General features: G+C 36.4%; 15 protein-coding genes. 9 read left to right on the top strand and 6 right to left on the bottom strand.

The genetic code is table 11. The features are described 5' to 3' along the window. Positions 1 to 164 precede the first annotated feature (164 nt). From EX31_RS04340 to EX31_RS04320, 5 genes are all read left to right on the top strand, one after another. Entirely contained in the window at positions 165 to 1,370 is a 1,206-nt protein-coding gene (locus EX31_RS04340) for a tyrosine-type recombinase/integrase (protein WP_037033535.1), read from the top strand. Next, positions 1,367 to 2,725 (top strand): site-specific integrase, encoded by a 1,359-nt coding sequence (locus tag EX31_RS04335; protein WP_037033534.1) that lies wholly within the window; start codon positions 1,367 to 1,369, stop codon positions 2,723 to 2,725. The genes EX31_RS04340 and EX31_RS04335 overlap by 4 nt, the downstream gene beginning before the upstream one ends. Beyond that, complete coding sequence (locus EX31_RS04330; protein WP_037033533.1) at positions 2,722 to 4,590, top strand: DNA-binding protein; 1,869 nt, start codon at positions 2,722 to 2,724, stop codon at positions 4,588 to 4,590. Before EX31_RS04335 ends, EX31_RS04330 begins: the two co-directional genes overlap by 4 nt. A gap of 16 nt (positions 4,591 to 4,606) precedes the next feature. Continuing rightward, positions 4,607 to 4,996: a hypothetical protein gene (locus tag EX31_RS04325; RefSeq protein ID WP_037033532.1), complete on the top strand. Its 390-nt coding sequence runs from the start codon at positions 4,607 to 4,609 to the stop codon at positions 4,994 to 4,996. A gap of 121 nt (positions 4,997 to 5,117) precedes the next feature. Further along, positions 5,118 to 5,540, top strand: a complete 423-nt coding sequence (locus tag EX31_RS04320; protein ID WP_037033531.1) for a hypothetical protein — start codon at positions 5,118 to 5,120, stop codon at positions 5,538 to 5,540. A gap of 47 nt (positions 5,541 to 5,587) precedes the next feature. Here the strand turns inward: EX31_RS04320 and EX31_RS04315 are convergent, their stop codons facing one another. The 5 genes from EX31_RS04315 to EX31_RS04295 form a co-directional block, all read right to left on the bottom strand. Continuing rightward, on the bottom strand, positions 5,588 to 5,977 hold the full coding sequence (locus EX31_RS04315; protein WP_037033529.1) for a hypothetical protein: 390 nt from the start codon (positions 5,975 to 5,977) through the stop codon (positions 5,588 to 5,590). Positions 5,978 to 6,002: 25 nt separating this feature from the next. Further along, positions 6,003 to 6,629 (bottom strand): DUF4755 domain-containing protein, encoded by a 627-nt coding sequence (locus EX31_RS25730; RefSeq protein WP_037033527.1) that lies wholly within the window; start codon positions 6,627 to 6,629, stop codon positions 6,003 to 6,005. A gap of 235 nt (positions 6,630 to 6,864) precedes the next feature. Next, positions 6,865 to 8,133 carry a relaxase/mobilization nuclease domain-containing protein gene (locus EX31_RS04305; protein WP_051930990.1) on the bottom strand — a complete coding sequence of 423 codons (1,269 nt, stop codon included), beginning with the start codon at positions 8,131 to 8,133 and terminating at the stop codon, positions 6,865 to 6,867. After that, positions 8,102 to 8,539, bottom strand: a complete 438-nt coding sequence (locus tag EX31_RS04300) for a hypothetical protein (protein WP_037033526.1) — start codon at positions 8,537 to 8,539, stop codon at positions 8,102 to 8,104. Before EX31_RS04300 ends, EX31_RS04305 begins: the two co-directional genes overlap by 32 nt. Positions 8,540 to 9,058: 519 nt before the next feature. Next, positions 9,059 to 9,799 carry a hypothetical protein gene (locus EX31_RS04295; protein ID WP_037033525.1) on the bottom strand — a complete coding sequence of 247 codons (741 nt, stop codon included), beginning with the start codon at positions 9,797 to 9,799 and terminating at the stop codon, positions 9,059 to 9,061. Between the two features lie 288 nt (positions 9,800 to 10,087). Between EX31_RS04295 and EX31_RS04290 the strand changes: the two genes are divergently transcribed. From EX31_RS04290 to EX31_RS04280, 4 genes are all read left to right on the top strand, one after another. After that, positions 10,088 to 12,148: an HsdM family class I SAM-dependent methyltransferase gene (locus EX31_RS04290; protein ID WP_037033524.1), complete on the top strand. Its 2,061-nt coding sequence runs from the start codon at positions 10,088 to 10,090 to the stop codon at positions 12,146 to 12,148. Further along, entirely contained in the window at positions 12,141 to 13,253 is a 1,113-nt protein-coding gene (locus EX31_RS04285) for a restriction endonuclease subunit S domain-containing protein (protein WP_037033523.1), read from the top strand. Before EX31_RS04290 ends, EX31_RS04285 begins: the two co-directional genes overlap by 8 nt. A 49-nt stretch (positions 13,254 to 13,302) precedes the next feature. Beyond that, positions 13,303 to 13,974: a RipA family octameric membrane protein gene (locus tag EX31_RS25135; RefSeq protein ID WP_072012256.1), complete on the top strand. Its 672-nt coding sequence runs from the start codon at positions 13,303 to 13,305 to the stop codon at positions 13,972 to 13,974. A gap of 806 nt (positions 13,975 to 14,780) precedes the next feature. Beyond that, on the top strand, positions 14,781 to 15,701 hold the full coding sequence (locus EX31_RS04280; RefSeq protein WP_037033522.1) for an alpha/beta hydrolase: 921 nt from the start codon (positions 14,781 to 14,783) through the stop codon (positions 15,699 to 15,701). Here EX31_RS04280 and EX31_RS04275 read toward each other — a convergent pair. Beyond that, on the bottom strand, positions 15,679 to 16,014 hold the full coding sequence (locus EX31_RS04275; protein WP_013577141.1) for a hypothetical protein: 336 nt from the start codon (positions 16,012 to 16,014) through the stop codon (positions 15,679 to 15,681). The two genes, EX31_RS04280 and EX31_RS04275, sit on opposite strands and share 23 nt — an antisense overlap. Positions 16,015 to 16,389: the final 375 nt, after the last annotated feature.

Genomic DNA, 16,389 nt, shown 5'->3' with positions numbered 1-16,389 from the left:
ATTCACTAGATTCACCTTATATAAGGTGCGAAATTTTTCATTGTTAAATAATTGACTTCGAACAATAAAATACAAATACATGTGCATTTTTTTTGTAAAAAATAAAATCATAGTTTAACAATATACCGCACCTATACATAAGTGTAAAGTTTATAAGGAGACATATGAAAAAATATGCAATAAATTCTTTTGTATTTGATAATGGAGAAAGGTTTTGCCACGTTGTTGATAAAATAACGGGGGAGCCAATTTATTATCCAAATCTTTACTTGATAACCCAAGTAAGGAATCGTTCAAACTCAATTAATACTATACAGTCAATCGCAGGTATTTTAGCTATGTTACATAGCTACTTTGCTATAAATAATATAGATATTGAAGAAAGGATTTTCAAACTAGAGTTTTTAAGTTTCAATGAAATTGAAGTTTTATCAGACTATATGTCGAGAAATTACAAACAAGGAAAAGGCACTCCAAGTGGTAAATTACCTGTAGCGAAAAATCCAACCAATTACTTTAGGTTCAGTGTTATCTGTGACTACATGCAATGGCTCTGTAAAGTCTATTTGACTTTATCAAACGATAAAAATGTAGAATTAAAAATAAAAAATTTCATTACAGCGGTAAAAAGTAAAAGACCATCGAATGTAGATAGGTATAAAAAAGAGATACCAGATAAGGCTCTTAATCAAAAACAACTTGACTATTTGTTTGATATTGTTAAACCGAACTCGGATAATAATCCATTTTCTTCCGAAGTGCAGAAAAGAAATCAATTAATAATGCTGTTGCTTTATTCATTTGGTATAAGAGCAGGAGAGCTTTTGAATCTAAGGATCAGCGATATTGATTTTGCACATTCTACTATCGCAATAAAAAGGCGAGCTGATGATAAGTCTGATCCACGAGTGAATCAGCCTCTCGTGAAAACGTGCGAAAGGAAATTACCTGTTGGAGAGGTCCTGATGGGAGAAGTCTATAATTATATTATTGTAGAAAGAAACAAAGTTAAAAATGCAAAAGGTAATGATTTTCTTTTCATCACCAATAAATTAGGGAAAACAGTGGGAATGCCTTTATCAATGTCGGCATATCATAAAATCATCAACATAATTAGCAAGGCTCACCCAGAGTTAAATGAGTTAAGTGGGCATATGCTGAGACATACCTGGAACTATGAGTTTTCAAGAATGATGGATGAGAGGGATGAACCCTTTTCAGAGGAAAAGGAAGCCCAGATTCGATCTTATATTATGGGATGGGTAGTTGATTCGGAAATGGCAAAAATATACAACGCAAGACATATCGTAGAACAGGCTCATAAGACCTCATTGGCGATTCAAAATGAATTTATGGAGAGAGCTATATGAATAATGTAAAACATCAAGAAGAGAAGGTGTATTTAACCGCGAAGCAACCTGATTATTCATTTTGTATAAATGATGACAAGTGGGTGCTAGATCGAAATAACATAGTAAATGTTAGACTTGTATCAAGATTTCTTCATCAAAAGTTAACTGAGGGATATATAAACACGCTTGCCTATTATGCCTGCAAGTATAGTCCAAGCTACGTTATAAAGATCAATAACAGCATACATGATTTTATTAAGAAGATGACCCCTAATTATATTGAAGAGTCAGTTATTCTAAATTATAAAGATACACTGCCCAAACAAAGGGTTCAATATTTAGTCACACTGAGGAGTTTCTTCAAAATATGGTATTCATTGGGATATTACGGAGTTGATGAAAAGGTTATAACACTTTTCAATGCAATGAAGTTGAAAGTTAAAGAAGCAGGAGATGCGGTAAAAAATGAAAATCCTGAACAAGGCCCATTAACAGACACTGAGCATTATACATTCAACAGGGCAATTAGAAATGCTTATGAATTCAATAAAATAAATTTATATGAATTTTCTTTGGCACTGTTGGTGAGTTTTACAGGAAGAAGACCTGCGCAAATTACTTCACTAAAATTTAAAGACATTGTAAGAGAATCGACGATCAATGGCAAAGTTGAATATTATATGAATTTCCCTAGAATAAAGCAGGGGCTTGAATTTAGAAAATCCTTCAGAAAGTTAATTATTAGTGAATACATTTTTAATATTGTTCATGAGCAGGCTGTTTGTTCAGTCAAATTGATTGAAGAAAAAATTGGCAGGACACTTAATTCAGCGGAGAAAAATGAGGTTCCTATATTTAGGAGTAAGTCTGGTCGTAAAATTATGACAGACGAAAAAGATATCTTAGGATTACTTAGTTCTGACAGACTTCATGTGCCTAAAAACGTCGTTGACTATGTTCTGAGTAAAATAATTAAAATAGAGGGAGTTATCTCGGAACGAACAGGAGAATCAATGAAAATTAATGCACGTAGACTACGTTATACGCTGGGGACAAGACTTTCTAGAGATGGATATAGCGTGCAGATTATTTCTGAGTTGTTAGACCATTCCTCAATCTCCAGTGCTGGAATTTATGTCGAAAATCTTCCTGATAATGTTGTAAAGATCAATCAGGCTGTCTCAGATAAGTTGGCTTTTCTTGCTAATGTTTTTCTTGGGAAAACTAATGGTGATAAACATATTGATAATAGTATTTTATTGAATGATAAAACACCTTCATCCTGCACTAATTTTCTTGAAGACCCATGCCATAGTTGCGTTTATTTTAGAATAACGAATAATAATATTGAGAGTGACGAGGCTTTTATATGAATAATATAGTGATATTCAAGTCTTACTCTGATTTAGATGCAGAAAGAAATGTTCATGATTTTAACAACTTTTGCCGTAATAAGTTAACCGTGTTCGGTGCAGATCTGAAATGGGATTCTCCTGTATGGAAAGGTATTGCCGTTTTTCGAAAGTTAGATACGGGTAGGGGCGTATTGAAAGATGAATACCTGCTAGATAAAAATTTTGTGAATTTTGCAAGAAGCTATATCCGATACCAGCAGGCATTAAGTCCTGTTAAAAATCCCGGCACAACAATGATGGCGTTAAAGTGTCTGGAAAAAGCACTTTTGCAAGTTTGTCAGAGCGCTTACGTTTATAACACTTCTGTCGTTGTTCTGGACGAGGCTTTACAGATAGCAGGTCAGCACTATGAAAATAATGTCCTTTATATGTGTGCGTATGAGCTTGAAAAACTCGGTAAGTTTTTATCTGAGCAACATTTTTTAAAGTGTGGATTTCTTAGTTGGACCAATCCAGTAAAGCGAAATACTAAAAACAACTATGTTCCAGAAAAAGAAGATGCAGACAGAAAAAATAAATTACCTGATCAGCAAGCTTTACTCGCTATCGCTGAGATTTTTTCCCTGCCGGATGAAGAACTCAGCGAGAGAGACCTTTTTACGACTTCTGTTTTTGCATTACTGATGTGCGCCCCAAGTCGTGCTTCAGAAATTCTGGCCTTGCCTGCTGACTGTGAAATTACTCGAAATGATAAAAATGGAATAGAGAGATATGGGCTTCGTTTTTTTTCAGTAAAAGGCTATGGAGCTACTATCAAGTGGATACCTGACGTTATGGTGCCTGTTGCCAGAAGAGCAATTAGCAGACTGCGAAGGCTGTCTGAAAATGCACGCTCTCTTGCTAAATGGTATGAATCCTCGCCTGATAAATTTTACAGACATGAACTTTGTCCTGCAGTGCAGGAAGATAAGCCACTTGATGTTGTTCAGCTTTGCCATGCACTTGGCTATCAACTGAATGATAAGAAGCAATGTATCGATAAGGTAAAGCGAACCAGTATCGACGGTGGAGTTTCCTTCCTTAATCCAGCAGACGGGGCTTACACTTTAAGAGCACTATCGAAAATGGTAATTGGCTTGCTACCTGAGAAATTCCCCTGGTTTGATGAAGATAAATCAGTTAAATGTAGCAATGCGTTGTGTCTATTGAATCTGCATCAGTGCAATGAAAGGAGATTGACCGTTTGTTATGCCCTTTACAGACCAACCTATGGCTTCTTTACGCAGGATATAGAAAAGGCGAGAAAAACTGGGCAGACAATGAAAAATGTCTTTTCGCGTTTTGGTTATCTAAATGATTCAGGCGAAGCGTTATATCTCCGTTCCCATCAGCCCAGACATCTTATCAATACTTTGGCACACCTTGGCGATTTATCCGAATTGGATATAGCAAAATGGTCGGGACGAGTCAGCATCACGCAGAATCGTGTTTATAACCATGTCTCGCAAGAAGAAATGCTTGAAAAAGTAGGGTCTCTGAAGCTCGGCAACAACCGCTATTGCGGCCAGGTTGAAACTCATTTGAGTGAAAAAATCTTTGATGAGTTAGATCATGGAGCTGTTCACCTAACGGCTAATGGTTATTGTGTCCATGACTACATAATTCCACCCTGCAAAAAGTTATCAAAAACAGCGACACTTGGATGGGCAGGCTATGATGCCATGAGTGAAAAACAGCAAGCGCAAATTATCAAAACAATCCGGTCGTTACATCAGAAGGCGATTCAGGCAGTAGGTGATGGTTTTTACGGTGCAGAGGAGTGGGTTCAACATCACGAAGAAATATTATCTATTTTAGATAAAAAATGCAGTAAATATAAATAATAAAATTGGAGGATATATGGCTAAACATTTAACGCAGGCAGATATAAAAAAGATAAATGTAATCATTCATACTTGGGAAGGAAAATTAACGTGGGAAGCACTACGTGGAAAATTAATACCACACATTGGGAAGCAACCAACTCGTCAATCATTGGCTCTTCATAAAGAAATTGTAGAAGCATATTTATTAAAAAGAAAAAGGTTGAAAGAAAGTGAATTCCCTTTAAAAAAACCTGCTAATTTGAATATTGCAGCACAAAGAATTAAAAATATGGAAGCGGAAATTGAGATTCTTAGAAAACAAAATAACAGATATAAAGAACAGTTCACACAATGGCAATACAACTCGTATAAATATGGGGTTAAGTCACACCAGTTAAATGAACCCTTGCCTGAGAAATATTGATGCGGTGTGAAATAAAATCTACAATATGTAAATATATTTTTACAGAGATCTTGCTTTTCAATTCAATTATGGTATTTATTAAATATCAGGATGATAAAAATAACTTGCAAGGATGCAATTTATGGATAATAAAAAGAAATTTCTATCAAAAGAAGAGAAGTTGATCATACTTATAGATAAGTATATTTGTGCTGAATACAAACAAGAAGATGATATTTTCACATACAAATTATATTTGATCTTAGTAGGGTATCACTTAAAGTATTTTTATTCAGGTAATGACTATAGTAGTTCCACGATTAATATAGATAACATAATGCAAATGTTTTGTGGCTTATTTAAGTGTATGAAAAGTAATTTCATAAGTAATTTACAAAATAAAGAATTCCTGTTCTTACAACTTACAGCACTTGTAGATTATATTGAAGGGAATCAAATTAGATTAGAGCAAGTCTACGTTGAGTTAAAAGCTCAGTATGAAATGAAAGAGATTAACAGTCGCGTGACAACAGCTTGTAAGCCTATCAAAAGAAAGAGATTGTAATGATCCCCGTTCTGCAACGGGGATAGAACACTCAACTCAATGCAATTTTAGTTAATGAATCCATTGTTCAGATTTCTGTCGTCTGACATGAAGCTCCATGTCTCTACGGTGCCATTTTTATTAAATGCTATTGACAGTGTTCTGGACTCCGTTTTTGTGTTTCCTGCTAACATACCGATTATAGGGATTACGTTAATCACACTCATTTTTGCGTTATTCATATCATACAAATAGATATCACCACCTTCTCCATTAGTTGTTGTAGAGGAGGGCGAACCGAACTGTCTGATCACTTCACTCTTAGTGGTTTTATTTTTTACGAGCTTCGTTTGCAGTGAATCTTGGCTTTCATTTTTCAAAGCTTGGTTCCCAGATGATGAACAGGCTGTTATTGAAAAAATGGAAAAAGTAATAAGTGCTATAATGATTTTTTTCATAATCGCTATCCTTGTTTTATGATATTTATTCTTGATTTAATACTTGTTCAAAAACCTGCATCCATTGCTTCATTTGAAGCTCTGTATCTCTAAAACCCGCTTCGTCACTGAAACGTCCTTTCTTCGGAAAAAATCTCACCTGCCATTCTGGTGACTGAATATCTTTTACGGAAATAAAAAACCCTGAATTTTTTGCGTCTTTTAATCTGTTGGCATCATTTTGAGATTTAGCTACGATCCCATTGGTAATCCCTATGCCAATCATTTTCCCAGAGTTCTTTAAATCATAACGCCACGTTTTAATGTCACTCAATGGGTATGTTTGTTCTTTGTTTTTCTCTTTTAGCTTTATAGTCTTTTTATTTAAATCTATGAGAAACGATGTTTTATCAAACTCATGATAGTAATAACCGTCATTTTTCTCGTTTAAATAATCGATAGTTGAATGATTTTTTCGTTTGTCTAAATACTTGGGTATTGCTGTAAAAATAATGAAAGCGCCAGCAAAAAGCCATGCAACAAATGACTGTGTGACAGCTTCCAGCCCTGATGTGAACAATATTACTACTGGGATAGCTAATGCTATCCATGTTCGCTTCATCACAAAAATTGTTGGCTTGGCTGGCTCTTTAAACGTGAGTTCTGTTGTCATTTGCGTGTCCATCAAGTTGGTTAATCTTTAACAGGAGTGGAGATATCTTGATGAATCTTCGATGTTTATCAGACTTAAGTAAAAACGTTTGTACCGATCGATGTTAAGCTTATAATAGGTAAAAACTATCAATAATATATTATCGATCTGCGAAACCGATCAATAATTTCTCATTAAATCAATGGATTAAACCATGTGATGCGTGTGGATAATTTTATAAGATGACAACCCTTTGTTATTTCGGCTGTTTAATGTTCACTTGAAGTTGGGGTTGTATCAAGGGAGTTAAGGTGCGGACCATAAGGACTCTCTTAAATCTTCGGAATGAATGTATCAAACAAAAACCGTAATTTTTCAACAGGTTAATGAAAGGAAGCCACAAGCTGAAGCGGGGATGTGTTGCTTTCCTGATTTTCTGGGCATTTTGTAAATCGAAAACTGCATTAAGTATTTGCTGCCGTTTATCTGCTTTAACTACGGTTCTCGGTATCAAAGCCGGTGTAAGAGCAATAGAAGCCTTTGGAGTAAGAGAAGCTATTTTCTCAGAAATAGTTAGTGATTCCTTTGTTACCCTGATTACCATTTCAGCAGGAGCAGGAGCAGGAGCAGGAGCAGGAGCAGGAGCAGGAGCAGGAGCAGGAGCAGGAGCAGGAGCAGGAGCAGGAGCAGGAGCAGGAGCAACTGGCCTGGTATGCAAAAGTAGCGAGTTTTCGCGTTCAGGCTCGTAGTTGAGAAGCTTTTGAAGATTCGCCCACGAGTATTTTTTCCCAAGCTGCGAAGCTTTGAATGCAATACCCTGGTATGAGAATGAAAACCCGTTCATCTTTCCTGTGCTGGCGACATTGGCTGTCCAGCCGACTTCCGCTTCTTCCAGCCTTTTGATAAAAGTTAGCAGTTCAGGCGTATCAGCTAAACTTTTATCAATGATCTGTTGAAGAGCTTCTTTTGGTGAGGGCTCCCCAGTCCGTTCAGATAGCATTTTCTCATTACGGGACACTCTCTTCCGCTTCGGTTGCACATTCGAGAGGGATGGCGCTGTCTTGGTCACTGTCAGACCATGAGTGATTTCGAGTTCACTGATTATACGAGTGCTTATGAGATTTTCGTTCCTACCCAAGTAAAGCTTGCCACCGTTGAGGTCGATGCGACTGGCGATAATGTGTATGTGCTGGCCTGCTTCGTCGTCGTGTAGAACATAGCAGCGGAGATGAGTATCACTAAATCCCATTCTCTTCATGTAATCATCTGCGAACATTACCCATTGTTCATTTGACAGCGTTTCACCGCAGGGTAGGCGAAGCGAGTTATGCCAAACTGGTTTGGTAACGTCTGGGCGAAGCTGTTTGCTTGTATCGAATTCAGCGATTAGTTCAATGGCAGAGTCGCTCAACAGGTTCCCGCCAATGACGGTTGGATCGCTTCTATGGTGGGTTCCAGCTTTTAATGCGTATAGGACTACACCAGCGAAGCTCTTACCTCTGCGTATCTTCTGCATTCCCTTCACGAGGGACACTCCAGAAATCTGCTCTTAACAAGTTGCAGCGAAGATCTTCCAGTTGTCGCTTAACTGCAAATAATTCAGTATGAGTAAGTTTGCTATCTTTGCTCTTAGCATCTATATGAATGGCAATGCGGTTCAACTTTTGCGATATCTCAGACAAAGCTTTCCAGGCTTCGGTATTAATAGCGGGTATAATGGGGGGTAATTTTTGGAGGGATGCCATGCGAAGCCATTCACCTTTGCGATATCGACCTCTTTTCGTATTGAGAAGGGATAGTTCTTCATTATTTAATCTCACACTGACGCAATAGCTTCTTAACGCTTCGGTAGGCATTTTTTTTGAGTTAAACGCTCCCCTGCATGAAGATCGCGACAGATCTATTTTCGATGTATTTTTTATTTCATTCATATAAACTCCATTTTATAGTAATGATTAAAGCTATTTGATTACGATAAACATATTCCTTATTTTTTCATATATATAACTTTTATATAATGGATGAAAAGATTGTCAATAGCTTCGCTAACGATTTTGAATTCTCTTTTTCAACCGAAGGGCAGAAAAAGCAAGGCAACTCTTAGAAGCGAGCGCAGCAGCTTCGGAGAGTTAGCCCTTGCTAAAATAATGAAGAAGGTTAATAAATATGGTTGACATTATTTCATGAAGTGATAGTTATTATATGACTTAATTCAAAAGGTATTACTATGAACTTAATAAACATACTAAATAAAAACGTTCCAATGATTATACTGCATATTATTCTAATGCTGCTTTCATTTTTTACGATGCTATCATCTTTTTATGGTTCATATATACCTTATTTGATATTGGTGGCAACAGCAGCATATGTAGGAATGTCGGTGATTACATTCCCTATGTTTATTATTTATTTAAAATCCAAATGATTATTCATTGAGGTTACATAATTCACTCCCTGTATTTTTTAGAGTCATGGAATGTTACTTTGATAAATAAATATATTGAAACAAAGATTGCAATTATCTTGCCTAAGCCTTTTTGTTTGTCGTTTGATATACTATCCTTCTGATAATAAATAATGTTTTCTTTTATTGTATCATCAAATGAAATGTAAAATTTAGCTGTTGCAAAGATTGAGAAGGATTGTAATATTACAAAAAAGAGTACTTTATAAGCGATGTTTTCTTTATCGTCATACAACATCTGACCAATGTTTATGCCGCCTAACACTGCTGCTGCAGCAATTGATGCACTGAGAAAAGTTATAGTGTCAGTTAGTTTCTTAAAATAAACTCCGGCTGTGTTATAAGCCATTTTATATAGGAAATAACCAAAAACTAATGGTGATAAAAAAACTATAACTTTAAAATTACCAGCGAAAAAATTTGTGATAAAAAAAATGAGTGTAATAACGAGAAAGATTATAGTGCTAAATCCTATAAAAGAAAATAATGTCCGGCCTTTTATAAAGTTTTCTTTAAGTATTAGATTTTCCAAATCATTATTGCTAATAACAATCCCAACATCCTCCCCACTAATTTTTTTGAAGTAAATAACTCTATACTCTTGCCCAATTATATTTTCTTTGCTTTCTCTGAAGCTTTCTTTTATTACGGGGATTCCATTCACTTGTAAGAAAGAATAAGCTATTTCATTAATATTTTCAATTTTTTTAATTTTGTCTATCATGTGATCTTCCTATTATTTGCTGTTGAATTTAATGTCTTAAATCTATACTCGATTTATCTTCATGAAAATAATTGCAGATGCCAATAATTACTAGTGGTTATTATTGATATCCTCTTATTTCTTCCTTTACCTTTTTCTACAGTCAATATTAATTTGCTTTCACATACAATAAAATGTCAAGGGACTAAAATATATAACATTTTTGGATCTAAAACTCGATTTTTGCATGGAAATATGATATTTTAAGGAAAATATTTTCGCCTGTTAACATACAACTTAGAGTTTGATATGAGTGAAGAGCTAATCCAGCTATCCCCAAAATCCTTAGGTCGGTATCTCTACTATCGAGTAGGGAGTTCAACCCTATCTCAGCTTAAAAAAAATAAAGTAATAAAAACAAAGGTTAATGCAAACATTGCTACAAAAAAACCGGACGGATTGGTCGTACTTGCTGGTGGCGATGTTAAGGCTGTTATTGAATATAAGCAGCCTTCTGAACTTCGAACGAATGCATTGATTGATAAGGCTATTAATCAAGAAATAGAAGTTGCCAAAAATCTTTGTAAGTTGCTTATAGTAACTTGTGGTAGCAAAACTATTTGGATTAATGCCTTAAATGGTGAAAGGATTTGTGATGAGAATGGTCATGAGTTAAAAAAACTTTTCGATGTTAAACATATTGAAGATGGTTCTCTAACTAATGAACAGCAACTGGATTTTGAGAAACTCATTGATAAAATTGACTATTCACTAACGGAAGAAAATAATAATATTTCTGTTCCGGAAGTATTAGATCCATCACAACTTGCTAAAACATTATGGCAAAAAATATGGATAAATACTGGTAAAGAACCAGAAAGATGTTTATACAATGTTGTTGAACTTTTCGTCTTCAAATTTTTAAGTGATGTAGGTGTGCTAAAAAAACATCTTAATTTCACTTCTGTTTATAACCTTTCGCAAACTGAATCTCCTGCTGAAGCTCTCAAGCATTACGCTAATACATGTCGTAAAGAAATTAGAGAGCTTTTTCCAAAAGGAAATGATGGAACGACAGTTATAAATGGCACTATTTTTGTAAATGAGAAAGGTGAGCCTAATACTGCTCAATCAAGCTTATTTGGAGAAGTCTTAAAAGACCTACAGGATTACGATAGCAAATTTGGTTCATTCAAATATATTCGCAGAGAGTTTAAAACCCGCTTATATGAGTCATTTTTGAGACAAAATGCGGGAGTTAGATCTCTTGGGCAATATTTCACTCCTCGAAATGTTGTTAGAGCTATCGTTTCTATGTCTGATTCTTCTAAACTTAAAAAAGGTGCTAGAGTATGTGATCCGTTCTGCGGGGTTGGGGGATTTTTACTCGAATTAATTGCGGAAAATAAAAATATTTGGAATGAGTTTGAACCCAAGAATGGTTTAGTTAATCCGTCTATTGATATCATTGGATACGATAAAGGTAGTGACGAAAAAGAAGACGAAAGGACAATCATATTGGCAAAAGCGAATATGCTTATCTATTTTTCCGATCTATTAGTGAAATACCATACCCCTAATTATCTTAAGGCATTCTCAGAGGGTGCTTTCAATAAAGTTTTCCATCTATTAAGATCCAATTTAGGTACTTTTGGTAAAGTTGATGATGAACCTTATGATTTGATTTTGACAAACCCGCCTTACGTTACAAGTGGTTCGAGTAGTTTGAAACGTTCTATAGATGAAGAAGGTTTAGCCAAGTACTATACTTCTAGTGGTCGTGGTACAGAATCACTTGCCATGGAATGGATTGTTAGAAATCTTAAGCTTGACGGGCAGGCTATAGTTGTAGTTCCTGATGGATTATTAAATCAGGAATCTATGCTTGGATATTTAAAAACTAATTGTTTCATTGAAGCAGTAGTATCTTTGCCTACCCGAACTTTCTATTCTACCCCGAAGAAAACTTATATTATCTGTCTGAGAAAAAAATCGGATATAAATGAAGAACAAACAAATCCTGTATTTTCTTATCTTGTCAGTGAAATTGGTGAGACAAGAGATGCAAAAAGATGGGTGACTGATGAGAACGATTTAGATGAACTGGTTAACCTTTTTAATCAATTCAAAGGTTCTCCGAATCACTTCACGTCAGATAACAATAGATGTAAAGTAATAAAATTTGAAGAATTTGGTCAAAAAAACAACTGGATGATTGAAAGGTGGTGGTCTAAAGATGAGAGAGTTGCTTTGGGTGTTACTTCCGAAGCGAATGAGATCACACAAGCAGAATTAGTTGAAAAAGTGAAGTCAATATCGTACTTAATTAATGAATTCATAGCAACAGTTGAAGAGGATAGCGGTGAATAATTCAAAAATTATCAACCTCGGAGATAATGAAATTTTTGGATTCGTTTTCTTTAAAACAGGTTGGACTAAAGAATTTTATAGCAAAATTGATACAAAAGATAAACTTGTCGGTTATCCGGTTTACACTGCAGCTGAATTACCGGTGGCTTACGTTGAAGTTGAGAATGATAAACTAATTTTAGTTGAAGATGGTGATCAAATATTTTCTTTTGCGTCAAATGGCGATGGCAGTGCCGGCCGTAATTTTGCAATACATAAAAGTAGTTTCTATGTTAGTAATGATAGAACCGTAATTAAAATTCGTGATCCTAATATTGATATTGGTTATGTGATTTTTCGTATTAGAAATATGAAGGAAGACTATGGATTTGATTTCTCCTTTAAAGCTACACCTCCTAATGCTAGCCTTGTTACATTGGATATTCCTTTAGATTCTAATGGTGGATACGATCTCAATGCGCAAAAGAAAATTGCGGATAAATATAACCGTATTAAAACATTTATTGAAAATGCTGATTTCTTGATTAATGAACTTGACGAATGTTCTGTTTCCTTGAAGGAGTATATGAATGGTTGCCGCACACTTGAAGTCTCACTGGCAGAAAGTAAGTCATTCTTATTGTCTATTGGAGAGCGGCTATTTAAAAAAGATCAGTTAGATCAAGGCGTTGACGTATTCAGTGCAAATGTTAATAAACCTTTTGGCTATGTGAAAGAAACTAAGCTTGATAAATTCGATTTACCGTCTCTCATTTGGGGAATAGATGGTATATTTGACTGGGCCTATATTGCTGAAAATAAAGTTTTTCAGGTCACAGATCATTGTGGCCGATTGCAGATCTTGAATAAAAAAATATTTCCTAAGTATGTTTATTATTATTTAAAGTCTACGAAGGATCAATATGGATTTGATAGAACCTTCCGAGCATCATTAACTAATATCAAAGAGAATGTGATCGTAGAATTACCAATCGATGATAACGGAGAGTTCGATTACCAAAAGCAAATTGATATATCTGAAAGTTACGAGAAAATAGTTAATTTTAAAGACAAAATTGTTACTGAACTACTCGAAACCCTCGAAGACAATATACAAATAAATTAGATAAAATGATAGGCAGAGTAATCTGCCATTTTTTAGCTTGGAGATGATTATGCCTATACGTGATTTCAGCAATGATGAATATCAAAGTCGTTTTTTATCAGGAACAGCCATAAATAAAGATGCTTTGCAACAGGCTTTAGATATTCGTAAATATGAAATAGATCACTATTGGAAAAGAGCAACATATTTTTGGACATTTATAGCTGCAACATTAGCTGGTTTTATTGCTATTCAGACTTCATTATCTCCATCCAAAACAGATTTATCTGTTTTACTGTGTTCTCTGGGTATTGTATTTTCCTTCGGTTGGCTTTGCGTTAATCGAGGGAGTAAGTATTGGCAAGAAAACTGGGAAAAACATGTGGATATGTTAGAAGACAACGTTACTGGTCCACTTTATAAAGTTGTTTTATCTCGTTCCAAACCCAGGGGAATTAAAGAGATTTCGGTTCATTTACTTTCTGGCCCTTCACCAATATCTGTATCTAAGATAAATCAAATAATTAGTTTGTTTATTACAATCATTTGGTTAGGATTACTAATTTACTGTTTGCCTCCCTTCGATACAAAAGCACCTATAAATTATTTTTATGTATTTCTTATAGTCATGACTTTTATTACATGTATAGGTTTCGTCACTATAGCAAGGACTTACAGTGGCGGATATTGGCATACTGCAACAATCCGAACATCAAGTATAAACAACCAAAATCAGGAATAATCGATAAATGAATTACAAATAGAAATATGATCAATTTTTATTTGCCATTCAACAACTATTAAATTTACTCACTTACCATATCTTTATCTATATTCTCATAATTTTTTTTGTGTAGGTAATCATAACTCATAAGTTTGATGAAATGCTTCTAATATGTTTTTTTATCACTAATTTATATCTTTCATCACTAATTTATAATGGCGTAGATAAATAATTATATTGGGAAACGTAGTCGATAATAATATTTATATATATTTTCTCTAAAATAGATGAGTGTTTAGAAATTTTTACAAGTTTTCAGAAAAATATATGATAAATGTTCAACAATTGAACACAACAGTGATTTTAACACTTAATACTGGTTTATATACAGATGTATATTTTTTCTTAACGTATTGATAATTAAGCGGTTGTATTACATTTTAATTATATTTCTCATCTCTTATTTCGAAAATTTTTGCATTGCATTATGATAGGACGTTAGGCATTCACCTTTTTTATTTTTATGAAGATTAGTCAATTTATTCTTGCCCCCTCTCTCTGTTCGATAGTCACCAATCTGGACTGATGGTATCAATGATGGTATCTTTGCTAACGCCCTTCACTTTACACTTTAAATATCATAAGGATAGTCGCGATGTTCGAGTCCGGCCTTCGCACCATTAGTATGTAAATTAAGTCACCTGCGGGTGGCTTTTTTTATGTCTAAAATCAGTTCATTTGGGCTTTTTGTGCACTTTCCACCCCCTCTCATGCGATTTACACTGATGTAATAATTACCCACCCCCAAATCAGGAAAATTCTTCATGGCACTGGAACCCGCAATCGCCGCGCTTGTTAATGACTTCATCGCTGCAGGTCGCCCGTCGTCGCGCAGTCAGACTTTTGCACAGCGCCGCGCCGGATATATCGCCAGCACGGTTTTAGCGGGTGATATTGAGCCACGTGCAGAGGTTGAGGATGTGGTTATCGACGGCATCTCGTTACGCATCTTCTCGCCGCTGAATGCAGAAGGCGCACTGCCTGCCGTTATCTATTATCACGGTGGTTGTTTTGTCAGTGGCGGTTTTGCAACGCATGAAAATCAGCTGCGTCAGCTTGCTTATTACAGTGGCTGCCGGGTGATTGCGGTTCAGTATCGTTTAGCGCCTGAACATACTTATCCTGCGGCGCATGACGACGCAGAGCTGGCGGCAAATTTTATCTGGCAGAACGCGGAAAGGCTTGGCGTTGAACGCAGCCGGATAACACTCATGGGCGACAGCGCAGGCGGACATCTGGCTCTGATCACCGCGCTGCGCCTGCGAAATACCGGGCAGTGGCTGCCGCATCTGCTGGTACTGATTTACCCGATGCTGGACGCGACGGCAGCATCTGACAGCCACAAGCGCAATGGCGATGATTACGTGCTGACCAGCGACACGCTGCTCAGCGGGTTCGAAGCTTATTATCCGCAAACGGATTTCATGCATCCAGAAGTCAGCCCGTTATGGCGTGATGATTTTTCTGGGTTGCCTCCGGTTCACATCATCACGGCGGAATACGATCCGCTATGCGATGAAGGTGAAGCGCTGTTCTCCCGGCTGACAGAGCAGGGCGTGAATTGCACCGCACAGCGCTATCTGGGGGTGATCCACGGTTTTTTCCAACTCGGTGGAATCAGCCAAACAGCGCGTAATGTTATGCAGGATATCGCCGCGCGTGTCAGTTCATCGGATACACCGTAAGCTTTTTGCTTCTTGCGAGCCCGCTGTTGGCCTGCTCGCATAATTCAAAGAGCACAGGGATCAGGTGAGCGGAAGCTTTCAGATAATCGCTGACCTGCGAAATCCCTTCCGGGAGCAATATCTCGCTGTTCTCCAGTCCTTCGCTTAAACACAACAGCCCCTGACATAACCCGCCGGCGGATTCTGACGCCAGCGCATTGAGGTCATACAGCTGAGCATCATCAAAGTGACTGAAATCCAGCCCGGCGATAAGCGAGCGAAAGACGGAGATAGAGTTAGTAGTGAACGCGGTGTGGTTATCAGAATCAGTCATACAAGTCATTCCATTGTCAGTGAGTCGAGGCCCCGGTACTGGCGAGGTGATTGCCGCTGCCAGAGAACTTTATGCCTGTTCGTACGCCAAAGAAATAACCTGTTTATATTTACAGTGTTTTGTTGTCAGATCTGGAATGTGTCTCGCAAAATCCGTTCCGGGAATTGGGGATATTCACCATCAGAACGCTATTCATGAGATAAAAATTGAAATGGCTGAATAAATAACAGTGTTTACCGGATATTATTCTGGCGATGTTGAAAACCACTCAAATTAAAATAATGAAAGCGGTGGGTTGTCACGTAGTGTTATTATCACGCTGGCATGATTTACTTATTGATGCTATTTTTCCGATGTAATTGTTATTAAATATTT

This window comes from Rahnella sp. WP5 (genome assembly GCF_000745615.1).
In the GTDB taxonomy this organism is placed as follows: domain Bacteria; phylum Pseudomonadota; class Gammaproteobacteria; order Enterobacterales; family Enterobacteriaceae; genus Rahnella; species Rahnella aceris.
The sequence above is the reverse complement of the archived record's forward strand: the minus strand, read 5'-3'. Positions and strand labels throughout refer to the sequence as shown.